Below are 19,134 nucleotides of genomic sequence, written 5' to 3'. Positions count from 1 at the left end.
CCCACCCCAGCTGACCAGGAGGAACGGCAGTGCCTGAGAATCCGGCCCCCGGGCGTGACGAGCTGGCCTCCGCCTTGGAGACCGTCGACCGCCAGCAGGAGACCATCCGAGCGTTGCTGCGGGAGAAGTACGAGCCGATCGCCATCGTCGGAATCGGCCTGCGCTTCCCCGGCGGCAGCAACACGCCGGACGAGTTCACCGAGTTCCTCCGCGAGGGCCGCTCCGGCATCCGGCCGGTGCCCGAGGACCGGTGGGACACCGCCGGGCTCTCCACCGACGACCCGGACGCCAAGGGGCGGATCCGGATGGCCGGCGGTGGTTTCCTCGACCGGATCGACGAGTTCGACGCGCAGTTCTTCAACATCTCGCCCAAGGAGGCGCCGTACGTCGACCCGCAGCAGCGGATGCTGCTGGAGACGGCGTGGGAGGCGCTGGAGCACGCCAACATCGACCCCACCGTGCTGCGCCGCGGCAACGGCGGCGTGTACGTCGGCGCCAGCTCCATCGACTACGCGCTGGAGATGGAGGCGCTGCCGTACGAGCAGCTCTCCGGGCACCTGGCCGCCGGCATCACGCTCTTCCCGCTCTCCGGCCGGCTGTCGTACTTCCTCGGCTGGCACGGGCCCAGCATGACCGTGGACACCGCCTGCGCGTCGTCGCTGACCGCCCTGCACGTGGCGGTCGAGGGGCTGCGCCGGCAGGAGTGCGACATCGCCCTGGCCGGCGCGGTGAACGCCCTGCACCACCCGCGGGTGCCGGTCATCTTCACCCACGCCAACATGCTCGCGCCGGACGGGCAGTGCAAGACCTTCGACGACGGCGCCGACGGCTACGTACGCGCCGAGGGCTGCGGCGTGCTGGTGCTCAAGCGCTTCTCCGACGCCCGCCGCGACGGCGACCGGATCCTCGCCCTGGTCCGCGGCACGGCGGTCGGCCAGGACGGCGACAGCGCCGGGCTGACCGTCCCCAACGGCACCGCCCAGGAGATGGTGATGCGGGCGGCGATCACCGCCGCCGCGCTGCGCCCCGCCGACATCCAGTACGTCGAGGCGCACGGCACCGGCACTCCGCTGGGCGACCCGATCGAGCTGGGCGCGATCAGCGACGTCTTCGCCGACTCGCACACCCCGCAGCGGCCGGTGGTGGTCGGCTCGGTGAAGACCAACCTGGGTCACATGGAGCCGGTCGCCGGGATCGTCGGTGTGATCAAGACGGTGCTGCAACTGCGGGAGAGCACGATCTTCCCGCACCTGAACTTCCGTACCCCGTCCGGGCGGATCCCCTGGCAGAGCTCCCCGGTCACCATCCCCACCGAGTGCCGGCCCTGGGTCGGCGAGCCGAAGCGGGGGCTGGTCAACAGCTTCGGCTTCGCCGGCACCATCTCCGCCGCCGTGATCGAGGAGGCGCCCCCGGTCGCCGCGCCCGCGCCCCCGGCGGACGGCGCGGACGCGGGCCCGCAGGTGCTCACCCTCTCGGCGAAGACGAAGGCCGCGCTGCGCGGGCAGGTCGAGCGCCACCGCCGGTACGCCGACCGGCACCCCGACCTCTCCGTGGCCGACCTCTGCCACACCGCGAACACCGGCCGGGCACACCACGCGTTGCGGGTGGCCGGCGTGGTCCACGACCACGCCTCGCTCACCGCCCTGCTGGACAGGCAGGCCACCACCCTCGACGAGCAGGGCGCCCGCGCCGGGGACCTGCGCAAGTCGGTCTTCCTCTTCGCCGGCCAGGGCTCGCAGTACGTCGGCATGGGCGCCGCCCTCTACGACCGGTTCCCGGTGTTCCGCACCCACGTCGACGAGTGCGACGCCCTCTTCGCCCCGCACCTGGGCCGCTCGATCCGGGACATGATGCTCGGCGTCCACCCGGACGCCGACGAGATCAACCTGACCCTCTACACCCAACCCGCGCTCTTCACCCTCGAGTACGCCCTGGCCAGGCTCTGGCTCTCCCTCGGGGTGCGCCCCGGGGCGATGATCGGGCACAGCATCGGCGAGGTGGTGGCCGCCGCGGTCGCCGGCCTGTTCGACCTGCCGGACGCGGTGAAGCTGGTCGCCGTGCGGGCCCGGCTGATGCAGTCGGTCTCCGCCCCCGGCGGGATGGCCGCCGTGGCCGCTCCCGTCGACGAGGTGGCCCCGCTGCTCGCCGACCACCCCGACCTGTCGCTGGCCGCGGTCAACTCGCCGCAGCAGTGCGTGGTCTCCGGCGGCCGGGCGTCGCTGGACGCGGTGGTCGCCGAGCTCACCTCGCGTGGCCTGCGGGTCCGCGAGCTGGCGGTGTCGCACGCCTTCCACTCGCCGCTGATGACCGAGGTCTTCGACGAGTTCCGGGCCGCCCTGGCCGACATCGAGTTCCGCGAGCCGACCCTGACCCTGATCTCCAACCTGACCGGCGCGGTGGCCCGCCCCGCCGAGCTCGCCGACCCCGACTACTGGGTACGCCACATCGGCGAGGCGGTGAACTTCCAGGCCGGCATGGAGACCATCGGCCGCCGCGGCCGGCACGTGTTCATCGAGATCGGCCCGTCGGCCGCGCTGATCTCCCTGGCCCGGCAGTGCGTCGACCCCGACCAGCACCGCTGGCTGCGCAGCCTGCACCCGGAGGACACCGACGGGCGCACGCTGCTCACCGCCGTCGCCCAGGCGTACACCGCCGGGTTGTCGCTGAACTGGGCCGGCCTGCACGAGGGGCGGCCGGCCCGCCGGATCGACCTGCCCACGTACGCCTTCGACCGCAGGCGGTACTGGCTGCCGGTGGAGCAGAACCGGCACGGCCGTGGCGGCGGGCTCGGCGACGGGGTGGCGGCCCACCCGCTGCTCGGCGCCGAGGTCACCACCGACGCGCAACGGGCGACCGGTACCCGGGAGTTCCACGCCGTGCTCTCGGCCGCCCGGCCGGCGTTCCTCGGCGAGCACCTGGCCGGCGGGCGGGCCGTGGTGCCGCTGTCGGCGTTCCTGGAGACGCTGCTCGCCCTCGCCGACACGGTCCGCGGGCACACCCGGGGCGTGCTGCGCGACGTGCAGCTGCGCGAACCGGTCCGGCTGCCGGAGAACGGCACCCTTGAGCTGCGTACCCGGTGGAGCGCCGGCGCGGACGGCGCGGCCACGGTCGACGTGCTCACCGCGCCCGGCGGGGACGGCGACGAGCGGCTGGTGCTGACCGCCGTGCTGGCCGCCGCCGACGCGACCCGGCCGGCGATCGACCCCGCCGACCTGCCGGCCGGGGCGGCCGGACCGGAGTCGCCGACGGCGGCCGGTGACGAGCTGCACGCCCGGCTGGCCGAGGGCGGCCTGGAGCTGGGCGCGGCCTTCCGGCGGGTGGAGACGCTCGAGCGGCCGGCGTCGGACCTGCTGGCCGCCGAACTGACCGGGCTGCCCGGCGGCGCCGCCGAGCACGTCCCCCCGGCGCTGCTGGAGTCGGCGCTGCACGTGGCGAACGCGCTCGACGGCGACGAGCCGGCGGCCGTACCGGTGGGGGTTGGCCGGCTGTCGGTGCACCGCAAGCCGCGGGCGCAGCGGCTGCGGGTGCTGTGCCGGCCGGCCGGCGAGCCGGACGCCGACGGCGGCTGGAGCGCCGACCTGGTGCTCCTCGACGACGACGGGCCGGTCCTCGCCGCCGAGGGGGTGCGCTTCGCGCCGCTGGCCGACTGGCTCTCCGACGCCCGGCGGGACTTCTACCACGAGCTGACCTGGCAGCCCTCCGACGAGGGTCCGCAGCCGGCGGGCGCGGCCCGGCACGTGCTGGTGCTCGGCGCCGGCCCGGACCGGTTCACGCCGGTCGCCGACCGGCTCGACGCCGCCGGCGCCCGGCTCACCTTCGCCGCCTCCGCCGACGAGGTGGCGGCCGCGGTGCGCGGCCAGGACGTCACCGACGTGGCCTGGTTCTGGCGCACCGACGGCGCCGGTGGCCTCGACGCCGCCGGCCTGCGCGCCGAGTGCGCGGACAACTACCAGGACCTGCTGGCGCTGCTCGGCATCCTCGCCGCCGAGGGGTTCGGCCGCAACCAGCGGCTCTGGCTGGTCACCACCCGCGCCCAGGTGCTCCCCGGTGACGTGCCCGGCGACGGCGCCGAACTGGCCGCCGCGACCCTCTGGGGCTTCGGGCACGTGCTGCTCAACGAGCACCCGACCTACCGGGTCACCCTGGTCGACCTGCCGGAGACCGCCGACGCGGCGGGCAGCCTGGTCGACGAGTGGTACACCCCGGACGCGGGGAACTTCCAGGTCGCGTACCGCGCCGGCGGGCGGCACGTGCGGCGGCTGCTGCCCGCGCAGGTGCCGCCACCGGCCCGGGACCGGCTCGCCGAGCTGGTCGACGGCGAACACACCTACCTGGTCACCGGTGGTCTGGGCGCGCTCGGCCTGGTCACCGCCGAGAAGCTGGTCGACCTCGGGGCCCGGCACATCGCCCTGGTCGGCCGCCGGTCGGCGCCCTCGCCCGAGGTGGCCGAGCTCCACGACCGGCTGCGCGGGCGGGCCGAGGTGACCGTGCACCAGGGCGATCTGGCCGAGCCGGCCGACGTGGCCCGGATCGCCGCCGCGCTGCGCGCCGGCGACCACCCGGTCGGCGGCATCGTGCACGCCGCCGGCCTGCTCGACGACCGGCCGGTGGCCGGCCAGACCTGGGAGAGCATCGACGCCCTGTTCCGCTCCAAGGTGTACGGCAGCTGGCTGCTGCACGAGGCCGCGCGGGACTTCGAGCAGCTGCGGTTCTTCGTCGGCTACTCCTCGGCCGCCTCGGTGGTCGGCGGGGTCAGCCAGTCCAACTACGCGGCGGCCAACGCGTACCTCGACGGGCTGATGCGCTGGCGGGCCGCCCAGGGGCTGCCCGGCCTGGCCGTCAACTGGGGACCGTGGTCGGAGGTGGGCATGTCGGCCCGGCTCAGCGCCCCGCACGTACGGGCGCTGGAGAACGAGGGCATCCGGTTCTTCGGGCCGGCCCGGGCGCTGCGGGCGCTGACCGCGCTGCTCGCCGGCTCCGCCCCGCAGATCGCGGTCGGCGAGTGCGACTGGGAGAAGTTCGTGCCGGCCAAGCCGGTCGGCAACGCCCTCTACGAACGGCTGGTGGCGACCGAGGGACGGGCCGCCCCGACGCTGGACCTGGCGGCGCTGCTGGCGAAGCCGCGCCACGAGCGGGTCGCCGCCCTGGCCGACCTGGTCCGGACCCGGGTCGCCGCGGTGCTGCACCTCGACGACGTCGACGCCGTGCAGCCGCACCTGGAGTTCGTCCAGCTGGGCCTGGACTCGCTGATGGCGGTCGAGCTGAAGAACGGGCTGGAGTCGGCGGTGCGCGTCCCGCTGGCCGCGTCGGTCGCCTTCGACCACCCGTCGGTCGAGCAGCTCGCCGAGTTCCTGGACCGGCAGCTGGTGCCGGAGCCGGCCGTCGCCGCCGCCCCCTGACCCGTCCCCACGATCGGAGCCGTCATGACCCGTACGACGATCGACACGTTGACCGCGGCGTCCGCGGCCAACGCCGCCGCCCACCCGGACGACACCGCGGTGATCTGCGAGGACCGCAGCCTTACCTTCGGGCAGCTGCACGCGGCGAGCAACCGGACAGCGCACGCGCTGCTCACCGCCGGGTTGCGCCGGGGCGCCCGGGTGGCGTTCCTCGGCAAGGAGTCCGAGCACTACTACGACCTGGCCCTGGGCTGCGCCAAGGCGGGCCTGGTGCTGGTGCCGATCAACTGGCGGCTGACCGCCGTGGAGGTCGACCACATCGTCCGGGACTCCGGCGCGGAGCTGCTCTTCGCCGAGGGCGAGTACCTGCCGGTGGTGGAGCGGATCCGGGGCGAGCTGCCGGGGCTGCGCGGGGTGGTCCAGGTCGACTCGGCGACCGACCGGGGCGCCGGCCTGGCCGCGTGGAAGGCCGGGGCGTCCGCCGCTGACCTGGATCCGGGGACCGGGCGGGACGACCCGGTGGTGCAGCTCTACACCAGCGGCACCACCGGCCTGCCCAAGGGCGCGATGCTGGCCCACCGCAGCTTCTTCGCCTTCCCGGAGGCGGCCGGGGAGGGCATCCGGGACTGGATCGACTGGCGGCCCGGCGACGTCAGCCTGATCGCGCTGCCCGGGTTCCACATCGCCGGGTTCGCCTGGTTCATGCACGGCTTCGTGGCCGGGGTGCCGAACGTGGTGATGCGCGCCTTCGTCGCCCAGGACGCCGTACGCCTGATCGCCCGGCACCGGGTCAGCGTCACCTACATGGCCCCGGCCATGTTGCAGATGCTGCTCGCCGAGCCGGAGGTCACCAGGGAGACGTTCCGGTCGCTGCGCAAGGTCACCTACGGCGCGGCGCCCATCTCCGAGTCGCTGCTGGAGCAGTGCCTGGAGATGATGGACTGCGACTTCGCCCAGATCTACGCCAGCACCGAGACCGGCAGCGTGGCGGTCTGCCTGCGCCCGGTCGACCACGTCAAGGGCAGCCCGCGGATGCGGTCGGCGGGGCTGGCCTGCCCCGGGGTCGAGATCAAGATCGTCGACGGCGACGGCCACGTGCTGCCGCCGAGGGAGATCGGCCAGGTCTGCCTGCGGACCGGCGCCCGGATGCTGGGCTACTGGAACCTGCCCGAGGCGACGGCGAAGACGCTGGTCGGGGAGTGGCTGCACATGGGCGACGCCGGCTACCTCGACGAGGACGGCTACCTGTTCCTCTGCGACCGGATCAACGACACCATCATCGTCGCCGCGCAGAACATCTACCCGGCCGAGGTGGAGCGGGCGATCGGCGACCACCCGGCGGTGGCCGACGTCGCCGTGGTCGGCGTGCCGCACGAGAACTGGGGCGAGGCGGTGCACGCCTGCGTGCTGCTGCGCGAGGGCCACCAGGTGACCCCGCGGCAGCTGATGCTCTTTCTCAAGGGCCGGATCGCCGACTTCAAGATCCCGGTCGGTTACACCGTCGTGGACGACCTGCCCCGCAACCCGTCCGGGAAGATCCTGCGCCGCACGGTCCGCGAGCGCCTGCTGGCCGTACCCGCGGCCGCCTGACCGGGCACCCCGCCCGCCGCGCATCCCCGCCTCGAACAAGGACGGAACGAGATGACCAACGCACAGTCGCAGCCCCGCGTCGGGGTGCTGCTACCGACCCGGGAACTGGCGATGACCGGCGAGTTCAGCGCCGCGCCCCTGCTGGACTTCGCCCAGCAGGCCGAGGAGCTGGGCTTCGACTCGCTCTGGACGGGCGACTCGCTGTTCGCCCGGCCCCGACTGGACCCGCTGGTGGTGCTCGCCGCGGTGGCGGCGGCCACCTCCCGGGTGACCATCGGTACCGCGGCGATCACCGCCGTGCTCCGCCCACCGCTGATCGGCGCCAACATGATTGCCAGCCTGGACCAGGTGGCCCGGGGCCGGCTCACCCTCGGCGTCGGCGCCGGGTTCCCGGTGCCGCAGACCGAGGAGGAGTTCGAGCAGCTCGGCATCCCGTTCACCGGCCGGGCCGGGCGGCTCGACGACACGGTGGCGCTGTGGCGGGCCGCCTGGGCGAGCCGCACCGGCGGTGGGCCGGACTTCACCGGCCGGCACGCCGTCGGGCGGGGACTGGACCGACTGCCCCCGCCGGCCACCCCGCAGGGCCCGCCGGTCTGGCTGGCCAGCAGCGACACGCCCCGGGTGCTGGCCCGGGTCGCGGAACGCTACGACGGCTGGATGCCGTTCCTGCCCACCCCGCAGGCGTACGCGGCGGGCTGGCAGCGGATCGGTGAGCTGGCCGCCGAGCGGGGGCGCCCGGAGGGGTCGATCACCGGCGCCTTCTACGCCACGATCAACGTGAACCCGGACCGGCTGCGGGCCGAGGAGGAGCTGGAGGAGTACGTCCAGCACTACTACGGCCGCCCGCTGGGCTTCATGGCGCAGATCCAGGCGTACGGCAACGGCACGGCCGAGGAGTGCGCCGAGTGGCTCGCCGGCTACGTCCGGGCGGGCGCCCGGCACCTGGTGATCCGGATCGGTTCGCTGCAACCGGCCACCCAGCTCAAGGAGATCGCCGAGGTGCTGGTGCCGGCGCTGCGGGGGCTCGCGTGACCGCCCCGACGAACGCCACCGGCGTCACCGGTGCGGGCGGGCGCTGGTTCGAGCCGACGGAGATCGACCCGGACACCACGCTGCGGCTGTTCCTGTTCCCGCACGCCGGCAGCGGCGTCTCCATCTACCGGGACTGGGGTGGGCTGCTGCCGCCGTCGATCGCGTACCAGTGCGTCCAGCTGCCGGGCCGGCAGCAGCGTCGCGGGGAGCCGGCGTTCACCGAGATGGAGCCGCTGCTCGACGCGCTGCGCGAGACGATCGCCGCCGAGCTGGACGAGCGCCCGTACGCCTTCTTCGGGCACTGCATGGGCGCCCAGCTGGCGTACCGGCTGGCGGCCATGCTGGTGGCCGACGGCGAGCGGCCGCCGGTGCTGGTGGCCGCCTCCGGGTGGGCGCCGGAGGGGTTCCGCACGCCGACCATGGAGCACGCCCGGCTGCCGGAGGAGGATCTGCGGCAGTGGATCGTCGACCTGGGCTCGCTGCCGGCCGACGTCATGCACGACGAGGAGCTGCTGGCCATGGTCATCCCGACGCTCCGGGCGGACCTGGCGGTCTGCGCCACCGCCGTGGACCGGGAGGAGAGGGTGCCCTGCCCGGTGGTCTCCTACGGCGGTCGCTCGGATCCGCTGATGTTCCCCGGGGCGATGGCGTCCTGGCAGGATCGCACCGTGAACTACCTCGGCAACAGCGAGTTCCCCGGTGGACACTTCTACATCGAGGAACATGCGTTGACCGTGACGTCCGACCTGGTCCGGCACCTGCAACGGCTGGTGGCCGCGGCGCGGTGACGGACCCGACGCCGGGCACGGCGGCGGCCGCGGGCAGCGGCCGCCGCCGTCGTGCGCCGGCCCACCACCTTCACCCGAGGGAGTACGACATGACCACTTCACCGGTACGCCGCCTCGACCCGCAGGAGCTGCTGCGGCTGACCCCGTTCGCCGCGACCGTGGGCATCGAGTTCGACCGGCTCGACCCGGAGGAGGTGACCGCCCGGCTGCCCTGGGCGCCGGAGCGCTGCACCGCCGGCGGGGTCCTGCACGGCGGGGCGCTGGTGACCCTGGGTGACGCCGCGGCCGGGGTGTGCGCGTTCCTCAACCTGCCCGCCGGGTCGACCGGCACCACCACCATCGAGTTGAAGACGAACTTCCTGCACGCCGTGCGCGCCGGGGTGGTGACCGCGACGGCCCGCCTGCTGCACCTGGGCCGGACGGTGTCCGTCATCCAGACCGACCTGTTCGACGACACCGCCACCCGGGTCGCCCAGGTCACCCAGACCCAGGCCATCCTGCGCTGACCCGCACCGCCCCGGCCTTCCGCGGCCGACCTGCCCGGTGGACCGTGCGGTCGGTCGTGGACCGCGCGGCCGCCGACCGCTGGGCAGACGACCTCCGGCAAGCTGATCGCCGAGCCGCCCACCGCTGGCCCGCCGCGGTCCTCGGATCGGTCGGGCCGCAAAGTGGACAGCTCCGCGAGCGTGATACCTCAGAGGAATAATGATGACTCCGAGGTATCACGCTCGAACCGGTCATTACTCTCTGACGCTGGCTACTCTCCGTCACCCGGTGCCGCTCGTCGGCCCACCCCCTCAATGTGGGCGTCGACTGCCCGGCACCGGACGCCCGGACATGCCACACGCTGTTGCATCGCCGGGGACGGGGGAGGCCTGGCTGGACCCCGGGCGGTGGGAGCCGCTGCGCATGGGTGGTCCGGCCGGTCGACGTGCCGCCGCCGCCACCCTCGGCAGCACCGGGACCAGGCGGAAGGCGGGGTCGCGCACCTCGTCCTGGACAGGGCAGAGCTCCCGAGCGCGGCTGGGCCCGGCGTGACGTCACCGTCGCGCCGGGCCTCTCCCGTTCCGGCATGACCTCGCCGTCGCGCCGGGCCTCTCCGGTGTCGGGCAGCCGACCGCGGCCAGCCGGCCGGGTGGGCCGTCAGCCGACCGCGGCGACCCCGGCCTCCGGTCGGGTGGGCGCCCCGGCGGTGGTGTCGTCCCCGGGCACGTCGGTCTCGACGGCGCCCAGGGCGGCGTACCGGGCCGGGCGGTTGGCGCGCATCCACAGCGCGTACCCGATGCCGGCCACCGCGAGCATCGGCAGCAGCCAGGGCAGCGCGTTGATCACCGGCGACGTCGACCCGGTGAGCACCGAGAAGTTCGTCACCACCAACTCGACCGCGGCGATCAGCCCGAGGGCGCCCAGCCCGGGCGCCACCAGGGTCCGCCACCAGTGCCGGTCGGCTCGGCCCCGGAAGAACGCGATCACGGCCAGCGCCGCCCCGGCCTGGAGCACGATGATGCCCAGGGTGCCCAGCCCGACCATGCTGGTCGCCAGGTTCGTGTACGGGTGCAGCCCGGCCAGCGAGAAGACCGCCAGCACCACGGTGGTGAGCACGGTCTGGCTGACGCTGGCCCGGTGCGGGGAGAGGTGCCGGGCGTGCACCGCGCCCAGCCCGGTCGGCAGCACCCCCTCGCGGCCGAAGACGTAGGCGTACCGGTTGGCGGCGTTGTGCAGCGCCAGCATCGCGGCCAGCAGGCTGGTGACCAGCAGGATCTGCATCACCGCGGTCAGCGCCGGGTCCACGTTGGCGTCGCTGACCGTGAAGAAGAGGTTGCCCAGCTGGTCACCGGCCACCTCGCTCACCCGCTCGGGCCCGATCGCGCCGACCGCCGCCCAGCTGGTGAAGGCGTAGAAGACGGCGATCAGGCCGACCGAGGCGTACGTGGCCAGCGGGATGCTGCGCGCCGGGTTCCGGGTCTCCTCGCCGTAGAGGGCGGCGGACTCGAAGCCGATGAACGAGATGAAGGCGAACATCATCGCCACCCCGACGCCGCCGCTGAGCACCACCGACGGGTCGAACGAGGCCGCCGGCAGTGCCGCCCCGCCGTGGTGGGCCAGGATGCCGACGTCGAGTACGGCCAGCACCCCGATCTCGGCCACCATCAGCAGCGACAGCACCCGCGCGCTGAGGTCGATCTGCCGGTAGCCGAGCACCCCGACCACGAGTACGGCGAAGGCGGCGCACGCCTGCCAGGGCACGGCCACGCCGAGCGCCTCCAGCACCAGCTGGGCGAAGTAGCCGAACGCGCCGGCCAGCCCGATCGCCACCGCGTTGTACGACACGATCGCGATCGCCCCGCCGGCCACCGCCACGGGCTTGCCGAGCCCCTGGACCAGGTAGGTGTAGAAGCCACCGGCGTGCACGATCCGCCGGCTCATCGCCGCGTACCCGACGGAGAAGCAGAACAGGGTGATGCCGGCGAAGACGAACATGGCCGGTACGCCGGCGCCGTTGCCGATCGCGAACGCGAGCGGCACGGTGCCGACCATGGCGGCCAGCGGCGCGGCCGCCGCCACCACCAGAAACACGATCTTCGAGGTGCTCAGGGTCGGTCGGAGGTTCCGTCCGTCGACCGCGGTGTGGGGGTTGGGCATGACCGTCACCAATCACTGAAAGGGGGTGTGGTGTGACGTGGCTCAGGCGGCGCGGAACGCCAGGACGGCGTTCTGGCCGCCGAAGCCGAAGGAGTTGCTCAGCGCGAGGTCGATCCGGCGATGGGTGGGCTTGGCCGCCACGTCCAGGTCGATCTCCGGGTCGAGGGTGGTCAGGTTGGCCGTCGGCGGGACCAGGCCCCGCTCGACGGCGAGCACGGTGAACACGGCCTCCACCGCGCCGGCCGCGCCGAGGCAGTGACCGGTGACGCCCTTGGTCGAGGTGACCAGCGCCCCGGTGTCGCCGAGGACCCGCCGCAGCACCCGGGCCTCGGTGACGTCGTTGAGCGGCGTGGAGGTGCCGTGGGCGTTGACGTGGTCCACCGCCTCCGGCTCGGCGCCGGCGTCGGCGAGCGCCCCTCGGATCGCCAGTTCGAAACCGCGCCCCTGGGGGTCGGGGGCGGTGACGTGGTGGGCGTCGGCGGAGGCGCCGTAGCCGGCGACCAGCGCCCGCACCCGGGCGCCCCGGGCCCGGGCGTCGGCGACCCGCTCCAGCACCAGCACGCCGGCGCCCTCACCGGCGACGAAGCCGTCCCGGTCGACGTCGAACGGGCGGGACGCCCGCGCCGGGTCGTCGAGCCGGCCGGAGAGGGCGCCCATCTGCGCGAAGCCGGCCATCATCAGCGGGGTGACCATCGCCTCGCTGCCGCCGGTGACCACGACGTCGCAGCGGTCCAGGGCGAGCAGGTCGCGGGCCACCCCGACGGCGCTGGTGCCCGAGGCGCAGGCGGTGGCCACCACCAGGCTGGGGCCCCGGGCGCCCAGCTCGATGGCGACCGTGCCGGCGACCATGTTGGCGAGCTGCATCGGCAGCAGCAGCGGGGACACCCGGCCCGGGGACTCGGCCAGCAGCACCCGCATCTGCTCCTCCACGGTGGCCGTGCCACCGGCGGTGTTGCCGAGCACCACGCCGACCCGTGCGCCGTCCCAGGCGCCCGGGTCGAGCCCGGCGTCGGTCACCGCCTCCCGGGCCGCGACCAGCGCGAACTGGACGAACCGGTCCAGCCGCCGGGCGCGGCGCGCGGTGAGCAGCGCGGCCGGGTCGAAGCCCGGCACCCGGCAGGAGATGGTCACCGGGTTGCCGGCCAGGACCGGGTCCGCTGCGGCGGTCGGCGCCCCCGCGCAGACCCGCTCCCAGCCGGCGTCGACGCCGACGCCCGCGGGGCAGACCAGGCCCAGCCCGGTGACGGCGACGGCGGGGATCGGCATCAGATCCTCGCCGTCCGGCTCTCGACCAGGCGGACGATCTCGTCCAGGCGCTGCGCCTCGGCCAGCTCCACGTCGGAGACCTGCGCCCCGAGCTCCTTCTCGATGACCAGGGAGAGCTCGACGGTGTCCAGCGAGTCCAGCTCCAGGCCCTTGAGCGTGGAGTCCGGGGCGATCTCGCCCGGGTCGATCTGGAACTTGCTGGCGACGATGTCCTTCAGCTGCTCGTACACGGTGGGTCCTCTCTTCGGGGTTGGGTCAGGAAGGGATGGGAACGGCCCCGACCTCGGGCCAGACCAGGGTGGTGGCGCCCCAGGTGGCGCCGCTGCCGAAGGCGGCCAGCAGCACCCGGTGCCCGGGACGGAGCCGGCCGTCGGCGGCGGCCTGGGCCAGCAGCAGCGGGATCGAGGCGGCGGCGGTGTTCCCGACGTGCTCGATGTTCGAGACCAGCTGGTCGCCGGTGAGGCCGAGCCGCTCCGCGACGGCCGCGGCGATCCGGGCGTTGGCCTGGTGCGGCACGAAGCGGTCCACGTCGGACAGTCGCCAGCCGGCGCGGTCCAGGGCGGTCGACGCGGACGCGGTCATCCGGGTGACCGCGTGCCGGTACATGTCGCCGCCCTGCATCCGGAAGTAGTGGTCCTCCGGCGCGGCGGTGCCACCGGCGGACCGCTGCCGGGAGCCGCCCGCCGGGATCATGCCCAGCTCCACCAGGCTGCCGTCGCTGCCCAGGTCCACCGGGCCGATCGCGCCGGGCTCGCCGGGCCCGCCGGCCCGCAGCACCACCGCGCCGGCGCCGTCGCCGAAGATGGCCGCGGTGGTGCGGTCCTTCGGGTCGATGATCGTCGAGTACGCCTCCGCGCCGATCAGCAGCACCCGCCGGAAGTCTCCGGTGGCGACCAGCCCGGCCGCGCTGGCCAGGCCGTAGACGAACCCGCTGCACACCGCGGCCACGTCGTACGCGGCCACCCCGGTCAGGCCGAGCCGGGTGGCCACCTCCGGCGCGGTGGCCGGCACCAGCCGGTCCGGGGTGGCGGTGGCCAGCACCACCGCGTCCACGTCGGTCACGCCCGCCGAGGCCAGCGCCCGGGCGCCCGCCTCGGTGGCCAGGTCGGCGGTGGCCGTCCCCGGGTCGACCCGGCGGCGGGTCCGGATGCCGGTGCGCTGCCGGATCCACTCGTCGCTGGTGTCCAGGTACGCCGACAGCTCGTCGTTGGTGACCACCCGGGGCGGCAGCGCGGCGCCGACGCCGCAGATCACCGCCCGCAGGGTGGTCACTGTGCCGGCCCCATCAGGATCGGCAGCGCGTCGGCCAGGCCCATGTACTCCAGGCGGCTGACCGCCATCTCCTCGGTCCACCGGTCGGCGGTGTCGTACCGCTCGTCGGGGGTGGTGTCGAGCAGCCGCCGGCCGGGCCACACCTCGTAGTCGCCGATCAGGTCGGCGTGCTGGTGCATGCCCTCCTGGAACAGCTCCTCGCGCTGCATGACGTACTTCTTGTCGGGCAGCTCGTCCCAGAGCCGGCGCCCGTCCCGCATGATCTCCAGCAGCCGCGGCCGGTACTCGGGGTGCCGGAGCAGGTGCTCCCGGATCAGCGAGCTGCCCACCGTCAGGTGCCGGATCTCGTCGATCGCCGCGCCCCGGGCGATCTCGCTGGCCGCCGGGTCGAGCCGGTCCCACTTGCGCTCGCTCAGCTCCGCCGCCGGCGCCAGCACCCCCTCGATCACGATGGTGAAGATCGCCACCCCGCCGATGAAGTCGCCCTCGTCGCGCACCACCCGCAGCGAGTACGCCTCGATCGGGTCGAGCACGTCGCGCCGGTAGTCGGTGGAGACCTCGGCGAGGGTGGCGGCGAGCCGGTCGGCGGGGACCCCCAGCTCGAGGAGGTGGTGGCGGAACACCTGGGCGTGCCGGGCCTCGTCGATCAGCTGGGTGGCGTAGAACTCCATCTCGGCGATGCCCGGCGCGTTGGCCACGTAGTGGGCGAGCAGCCGGGTGGCGCGGTCCTCGGCGAGCGAGCGCTGGCCCAGTTCCAGGATCAGCGCGTCGCGCAGCGGGCCCGGCTGCCGCATCGCCTCCGGGGTGGGGCAGCCCTCGACGTGGCCGGTGGCCGCGCGCCCGGCCAGGGTGCCCTGGGCGACGGCGGAGAACCAGTACGCCAGGTCGCACTGTTCGGCGGTGAGGGTGAGGCTCTTCGCCCCGTCCAGCAGTCCCGGGGCGGTGTCCCAGCCGGCCTCGGCGGGCGTCACGATCGTCATCGGTGGTTGTCCTCTCAGGATGGCAGGGGAGCGGTCGGTGCGCCGGCCATGGCGGTGGCCGGTACGGCGGGGTGGCCGGAGCCGCGGGGCAGGCCGCGCAGGACGCCGTCGTGCAGGCGGCCGGAGAAGTGCAGCAGCGGGCTCCCCTCCCCGGCCGCGCCGGCGGTCACCTCGGCCAGCAGGATCCGGTGGTCGCCGGCGGTGACGCAGTCGACCAGCGCGCAGCTGAAGCTGGCCAGCGACCCGTCGATGAGCGGCCCGCCGCCGGCCGGGTCGGGCCGCCACCGGACGCAGTCGAACTGGGCCGCCCCGGCCGGCCGGTCGGGGTCGGCGAACCAGCCGGCGACCAGCGCCTGTGCCGAGCCGAGCACGTTGACCGAGAAACGCCGGGCGGCCAGCGCCAGGTCGGTGAAGCTGGACCGCCGGTGCAGGCAGGCGGCGACCAGCAGCGGTTCCCGGGAGACGGCGGTCAGTGAGCTGACGGTGGTGCCGTGCACCGCCTGGCCGTGCCGGACGGTGAGGACCGCGACGCCGGAGGCGATCTGGCGTACGGCGCGCCGGTGCGAAGGGGCGGGATCGTCGGTGGACATGTCACTCCTCGTCGGCTCGCGGAACCCGGTGCCGGCGGTCGCGGTCGGAGCTGGGGCGACCGCCGGCGGACCGGCCGTGCGGCGTCAGTGCGCCTCGGCGGGTACGGGGGCGTGCGTGGTGGCCTTCTTCGCCCGGGCCGGGTAGCCCAGCGAGCTGAGCAGCTTGTCGTACGCGGGGTGCGGGTGCGGCTCGAACGGCAGGTTGAACGGCTTGAGGAAGTTGCCGAACAGGCCCCGGTCGGCGAAGAGGTGGAACGGGATGACGATCAGCGCCCACTCGGGGCCGACGAACAGCAGCCACAGGCCGACCACCACGCTTTGCGTGATCAGGCTGTGCATGGTGTTGTAGAGCACGTAGTAGATCTTGGGGATGTTCCCGTCCGTGCTGCGCCGGAAGGCGATCGCCCCGGGGATGTAGCCGATCAGGTCGATGTAGAGGAAGAGCGCCACGGCCGGCAGCCAGCGGATCTCCTGCCAGTGCCAGACGCCCAGGGTGGTGGCGACGGCGAAGCCGACCAGGTACTCGCCCCGGTGCAGCGCGAAGGTCTTCGGTGTCTCGAACGGGTTGGCGGCGTCCATGTCGGGTCCTCAGGGGTCGTGGGGTGGTGGCTCAGCGGACCCCGCCGGGCACCGGCGGGGTGGTGAGGTCCAGCGGGGTGTCGAGGCGTACGTCGTCGAAGAGGCCGACCAGGACCCAGGCGATGGTCTCCTTGATCACCCGTTCGGCGATCGGGTCGAGGATTCCGGCGAGGCTGGGGATGCCGAAGTCGAAGTCGGCCTGGAAGCGCAGCGCGGTGTCGTCGCCGTCGGCGCGCAGCACCCACTCGCCGTGCAGCTCGTCGAAGTCGCCGGCGGTCTGGGTGAAGGTGATCCGCAGCTGGTCGGGGTGGAAGGTCTCCTCCTCGGTCCAGCGCAGCAGGCCGCTGCGGAAGTGCAGCTCCCAGTCGGAGCGTCCGGTCGGTTCCGGCAGGGTCCGGTGCACCACCGTGGACTGCACGTGCGGGGCGAGGTCCGGGTAGCGGTCGAACCGGACCACCTGGGTGAAGACCTGGTCGGCGGGGGTTGCGGGGATGACGGCTTCGAGCAGCACGCGACGCATGGCTCTCACCACCCTTCCGGCATCTGGGCGCTCTTGCGCACGAGGTCGCGCGTGGCGCGGTCGAAGGCTTCGAGGAGGAACTCGACCTCGCGGTCGTTGAGGATCGCCGGGGGCGTGAACCGGACGACCCCGCTGGCGGTCATCGAGTGGTTGGCCACCACCCCGTTGTTGAACAGTTCGATCAGCAGTTCACCGGCGAGTCCGGCCTCGACCAGTTCGACGCCGATCAGCAGGCCCTGCCCGCGTACGTCGGCGACCAGGTCGCCGCAGTTGGCCCGGGCGATCCGGTCGATCTCGGGGAGCAGCCGCTCGCCGAGGGTCCGGGCCCGCTCGACCAGGTCCTCCTCCTTCATGGCGCGGATCGCGCCCTGCACCGCGGCCATCAGCAGCGGTTGGCCGGAGAAGGTGGCGGTGTGCAGGTACGGGTCCTTGTCGAACGGGGCGAAGACCGCCCGGCTGGCCACCGCCGCCGAGACGGGCACCACCCCGCCGCCGAGCGCCTTGCCGGTGAGCAGCACGTCCGGGGTGATCCCGGCCAGGTCGGCCCCCCACCAGGCGCCGAGCCGGCCCATGCCGGTCTGCACCTCGTCGAGGATCAGGAAGCCGTCGTGCCGGCGGCAGAGCGCCTCCACCTGGCGCAGGTAGCCCTCGGGCGGCAGCACCACGCCGCCCTCGCCCTGCACCGGTTCGACGATCACGCAGACCTCGCCGGGGTGCGCGGCGAGTTCCTGCTCCAGCGCCTCGGCGTCGCCGAACGGCACGTGGGTGGTGTCGGCCAGCAGCGGCCGGAACGGCTTCTGGTAGACCTCCTTGGCGGTCACCGACAGGGCGCCCAGGGACTTGCCGTGGTAGCCCTGCCGCATGGAGACCAGCCGGCGCCTGCCGTGCGCCCGGGCCAGCTTGATGCCGGTCTCCACCGCCTCGGCGCCGCCGAGGGCGAAGTGCACCCGGTCCATGCCGGCCGGGGTGACGTCGGCCAGCGCGGCGGCGGCCCGGCCGACGGTGGGCTCCAGCAGGACCCGGGTGGCGACCGGGTGGCTGTCGAGCTGGCGGCGGACGGCCTCCACCACCAGTGGGTGCCGGGCGCCCATGATGAAGACGCCGTAGCCCCCGCAGTTGAGGAACTCCTCGTCGTCGCTGGTCCAGACCCAGGCCCCCTCGGAGGCCACCTCCATGTGGCTGCCGAACAGCTCGGCGACGGTGGCCCGCCCCTTGCTCAGGTGGGCGCGGTACAGGTCCAGCACCTCCGCCTTGTCGTCCTCGACGGCGACCGGCGGTCGTTCCCGCTCCAGTACGGTCACGGATCCTCCTCTGACGTGTGCCGGGTTCAGGACAGTTGCAGCGGGCCGCCGGCGAAGTACTCGACGAGCGACTCCGCGGTGCTGCTGCGCGACGGCGGGTGGAAGGCCAGCGGCCGGACGGCCGAGGCGAGGTAGGCGACCTCCGGGGCGGAGATGAAGGCCATCCCGCCGAGCAGCTCCTGGGCGGAGGCGGCGACCCGGGTGATGATGTCCTGCACCGCGAAGCGGGCCACCAGGACGGCGGCGACGGTGTCCTCGCCGGCGTCGCCGGCCTCCAGCGCCCGGGCCACCCCCTCGATCAGCCCGACCGCCGACTCGACGTCCACGCCGAGCGCCGCGCGGTCGGTGATGCTGCCCCGGCCGGCGGCGAGGACCCGCTCCACCAGCGCGCTCGCGGCGCCCAGGTAGACCGAGGAGATCAGCATCTCGAACCAGACGAAACCGGCGATCTGGAGGTCGTCGAGGCGGTGCGGGTCGTCCGGGGTGGTCCGGACGACCAGCTCCTCGGGGACGAAGACGTCGGTGAGGCGTACCTCGTCGCTCTCCGCGCCGGCCAGCACCGGGGTGGACCAGAACGGGTGCACGGTGATCCCCGGCTGCTTCGCCGGCATCAGCAGCATGGCCAGGGTCGGCTCGCCGTCGATCGGCAGCGAGACGCTGGCGGTGAGCACGTCCATCGAGTGGGCCAGGCTGCACGGCTTCTTGCCGCCGTTGATCAGGTAGCCGCCCTCGGTGGGCTTCGCGGTGACGCTGGGGGTGAGGATGTTCTGGTTGGTCCGGCCCTCGGCCCAGCCGGAGGCGGCGAGCAGCCCCTCGGGGGCGATCCGGCCCAGCAGGTCCAGCTGCGCCGGGGTGAGCCGGTCGGCGGTCTCGGCGAGGGCGAACAGGGTCGCGGCGGTGAAGTGGTGCATGGTGACCGCGGCGCCCAGCGACGGCGACCAGGAGGCGATCGCCCGCATCACCCGGACCGCGTCGAGCGGGCCGGCGCCCTGGCCGCCGTACACGGCGGGGACGAGCAGGGCCGGGCCGCCGTAGGTACGGAACAGCTCCAGCAGTGGTGAGCCGGGCTGTTCCCGGTCCGTGAACGGAACCTCGGCGATGGCCTTGCCGAGCCCCGGGTGGTACTTCTCTGTCGTCTCGCGGGCGACGTCGAGCGAACGCATGGCGAACCTCC

At 74.1% G+C, this 19,134-nt stretch carries 15 protein-coding genes; 5 read left to right on the top strand and 10 right to left on the bottom strand.

The window, feature by feature from the left end; all coding sequences use genetic code 11:
- The first annotated feature begins 29 nt into the window (after positions 1-29).
- The 5 genes from GA0070564_RS22185 to GA0070564_RS22165 all read left to right on the top strand — a co-directional run bounded on the left by GA0070564_RS22185 (position 30) and on the right by GA0070564_RS22165 (position 9,315).
- Positions 30-5,399 carry a type I polyketide synthase gene (locus GA0070564_RS22185; RefSeq protein WP_091611989.1) on the top strand — a complete coding sequence of 1,790 codons (5,370 nt, stop codon included), beginning with the start codon at positions 30-32 and terminating at the stop codon, positions 5,397-5,399.
- 24 nt (positions 5,400-5,423) lie between these two features.
- Positions 5,424-6,989: a long-chain-fatty-acid--CoA ligase gene (locus GA0070564_RS22180; protein WP_091611986.1), complete on the top strand. Its 1,566-nt coding sequence runs from the start codon at positions 5,424-5,426 to the stop codon at positions 6,987-6,989.
- Between the two features lie 51 nt (positions 6,990-7,040).
- Positions 7,041-8,021: an LLM class flavin-dependent oxidoreductase gene (locus GA0070564_RS22175; RefSeq protein WP_091611983.1), complete on the top strand. Its 981-nt coding sequence runs from the start codon at positions 7,041-7,043 to the stop codon at positions 8,019-8,021.
- On the top strand, positions 8,018-8,809 hold the full coding sequence (locus tag GA0070564_RS22170) for a thioesterase II family protein (protein ID WP_091611980.1): 792 nt from the start codon (positions 8,018-8,020) through the stop codon (positions 8,807-8,809). Before GA0070564_RS22175 ends, GA0070564_RS22170 begins: the two co-directional genes overlap by 4 nt.
- Before the next feature lie 89 nt (positions 8,810-8,898).
- On the top strand, positions 8,899-9,315 hold the full coding sequence (locus GA0070564_RS22165) for a PaaI family thioesterase (protein WP_091611977.1): 417 nt from the start codon (positions 8,899-8,901) through the stop codon (positions 9,313-9,315).
- A 637-nt stretch (positions 9,316-9,952) separates the two neighbouring features.
- Here GA0070564_RS22165 and GA0070564_RS22160 read toward each other — a convergent pair.
- The 10 genes from GA0070564_RS22160 to GA0070564_RS22115 all read right to left on the bottom strand — a co-directional run bounded on the left by GA0070564_RS22160 (position 9,953) and on the right by GA0070564_RS22115 (position 19,123).
- The gene (locus tag GA0070564_RS22160; RefSeq protein WP_091611974.1) at positions 9,953-11,452 is read right to left on the bottom strand and encodes an APC family permease; all 1,500 of its coding nucleotides are present in this window, start codon (positions 11,450-11,452) and stop codon (positions 9,953-9,955) included.
- Positions 11,453-11,494: 42 nt separating this feature from the next.
- Positions 11,495-12,718, bottom strand: coding sequence for a beta-ketoacyl-[acyl-carrier-protein] synthase family protein (locus GA0070564_RS22155; RefSeq protein ID WP_091611972.1), 1,224 nt, complete (start codon positions 12,716-12,718; stop codon positions 11,495-11,497).
- Positions 12,718-12,948: an acyl carrier protein gene (locus tag GA0070564_RS22150; RefSeq protein ID WP_088970572.1), complete on the bottom strand. Its 231-nt coding sequence runs from the start codon at positions 12,946-12,948 to the stop codon at positions 12,718-12,720. The genes GA0070564_RS22155 and GA0070564_RS22150 overlap by 1 nt, the downstream gene beginning before the upstream one ends.
- Before the next feature lie 25 nt (positions 12,949-12,973).
- Complete coding sequence (locus GA0070564_RS22145) at positions 12,974-13,990, bottom strand: beta-ketoacyl-ACP synthase III (RefSeq protein WP_091611969.1); 1,017 nt, start codon at positions 13,988-13,990, stop codon at positions 12,974-12,976.
- Positions 13,987-14,970: a ferritin family protein gene (locus GA0070564_RS22140; protein WP_091611966.1), complete on the bottom strand. Its 984-nt coding sequence runs from the start codon at positions 14,968-14,970 to the stop codon at positions 13,987-13,989. The genes GA0070564_RS22145 and GA0070564_RS22140 overlap by 4 nt, the downstream gene beginning before the upstream one ends.
- A gap of 14 nt (positions 14,971-14,984) precedes the next feature.
- Positions 14,985-15,560: a flavin reductase family protein gene (locus GA0070564_RS22135; protein WP_091611962.1), complete on the bottom strand. Its 576-nt coding sequence runs from the start codon at positions 15,558-15,560 to the stop codon at positions 14,985-14,987.
- 84 nt (positions 15,561-15,644) lie between these two features.
- Entirely contained in the window at positions 15,645-16,139 is a 495-nt protein-coding gene (locus GA0070564_RS22130) for a hypothetical protein (RefSeq protein ID WP_091611959.1), read from the bottom strand.
- Between the two features lie 31 nt (positions 16,140-16,170).
- Positions 16,171-16,659: a type II toxin-antitoxin system RatA family toxin gene (locus GA0070564_RS22125; protein ID WP_091611955.1), complete on the bottom strand. Its 489-nt coding sequence runs from the start codon at positions 16,657-16,659 to the stop codon at positions 16,171-16,173.
- A 5-nt stretch (positions 16,660-16,664) separates the two neighbouring features.
- Entirely contained in the window at positions 16,665-17,960 is a 1,296-nt protein-coding gene (locus GA0070564_RS22120; RefSeq protein ID WP_091611951.1) for an aspartate aminotransferase family protein, read from the bottom strand.
- 26 nt (positions 17,961-17,986) lie between these two features.
- Entirely contained in the window at positions 17,987-19,123 is a 1,137-nt protein-coding gene (locus GA0070564_RS22115; RefSeq protein WP_091611948.1) for an acyl-CoA dehydrogenase family protein, read from the bottom strand.
- Positions 19,124-19,134: the final 11 nt, after the last annotated feature.

This window comes from Micromonospora mirobrigensis (assembly GCF_900091555.1).
GTDB lineage: Bacteria > Actinomycetota > Actinomycetes > Mycobacteriales > Micromonosporaceae > Micromonospora > Micromonospora mirobrigensis.
Note: the sequence above shows the minus strand (reverse complement) of the source record. Positions and strands in the feature narration are given on the sequence as shown.

What these genes read in the sequence shown, in the direction of transcription:
- GA0070564_RS22135 (WP_091611962.1), bottom strand. Translation starts at nt 15,560, where the DNA reads ATGTCCACCGACGATCCCGCCCCTTCGCACCGGCGCGCCGTACGCCAG.
- GA0070564_RS22140 (WP_091611966.1), bottom strand. Translation starts at nt 14,970, where the DNA reads ATGACGATCGTGACGCCCGCCGAGGCCGGCTGGGACACCGCCCCGGGA.
- GA0070564_RS22130 (WP_091611959.1), bottom strand. Translation starts at nt 16,139, where the DNA reads ATGGACGCCGCCAACCCGTTCGAGACACCGAAGACCTTCGCGCTGCAC.
- GA0070564_RS22115 (WP_091611948.1), bottom strand. Translation starts at nt 19,123, where the DNA reads ATGCGTTCGCTCGACGTCGCCCGCGAGACGACAGAGAAGTACCACCCG.
- GA0070564_RS22180 (WP_091611986.1), top strand. Translation starts at nt 5,424, where the DNA reads ATGACCCGTACGACGATCGACACGTTGACCGCGGCGTCCGCGGCCAAC.
- GA0070564_RS22175 (WP_091611983.1), top strand. Translation starts at nt 7,041, where the DNA reads ATGACCAACGCACAGTCGCAGCCCCGCGTCGGGGTGCTGCTACCGACC.
- GA0070564_RS22165 (WP_091611977.1), top strand. Translation starts at nt 8,899, where the DNA reads ATGACCACTTCACCGGTACGCCGCCTCGACCCGCAGGAGCTGCTGCGG.
- GA0070564_RS22125 (WP_091611955.1), bottom strand. Translation starts at nt 16,659, where the DNA reads ATGCGTCGCGTGCTGCTCGAAGCCGTCATCCCCGCAACCCCCGCCGAC.
- GA0070564_RS22160 (WP_091611974.1), bottom strand. Translation starts at nt 11,452, where the DNA reads ATGCCCAACCCCCACACCGCGGTCGACGGACGGAACCTCCGACCGACC.
- GA0070564_RS22155 (WP_091611972.1), bottom strand. Translation starts at nt 12,718, where the DNA reads ATGCCGATCCCCGCCGTCGCCGTCACCGGGCTGGGCCTGGTCTGCCCC.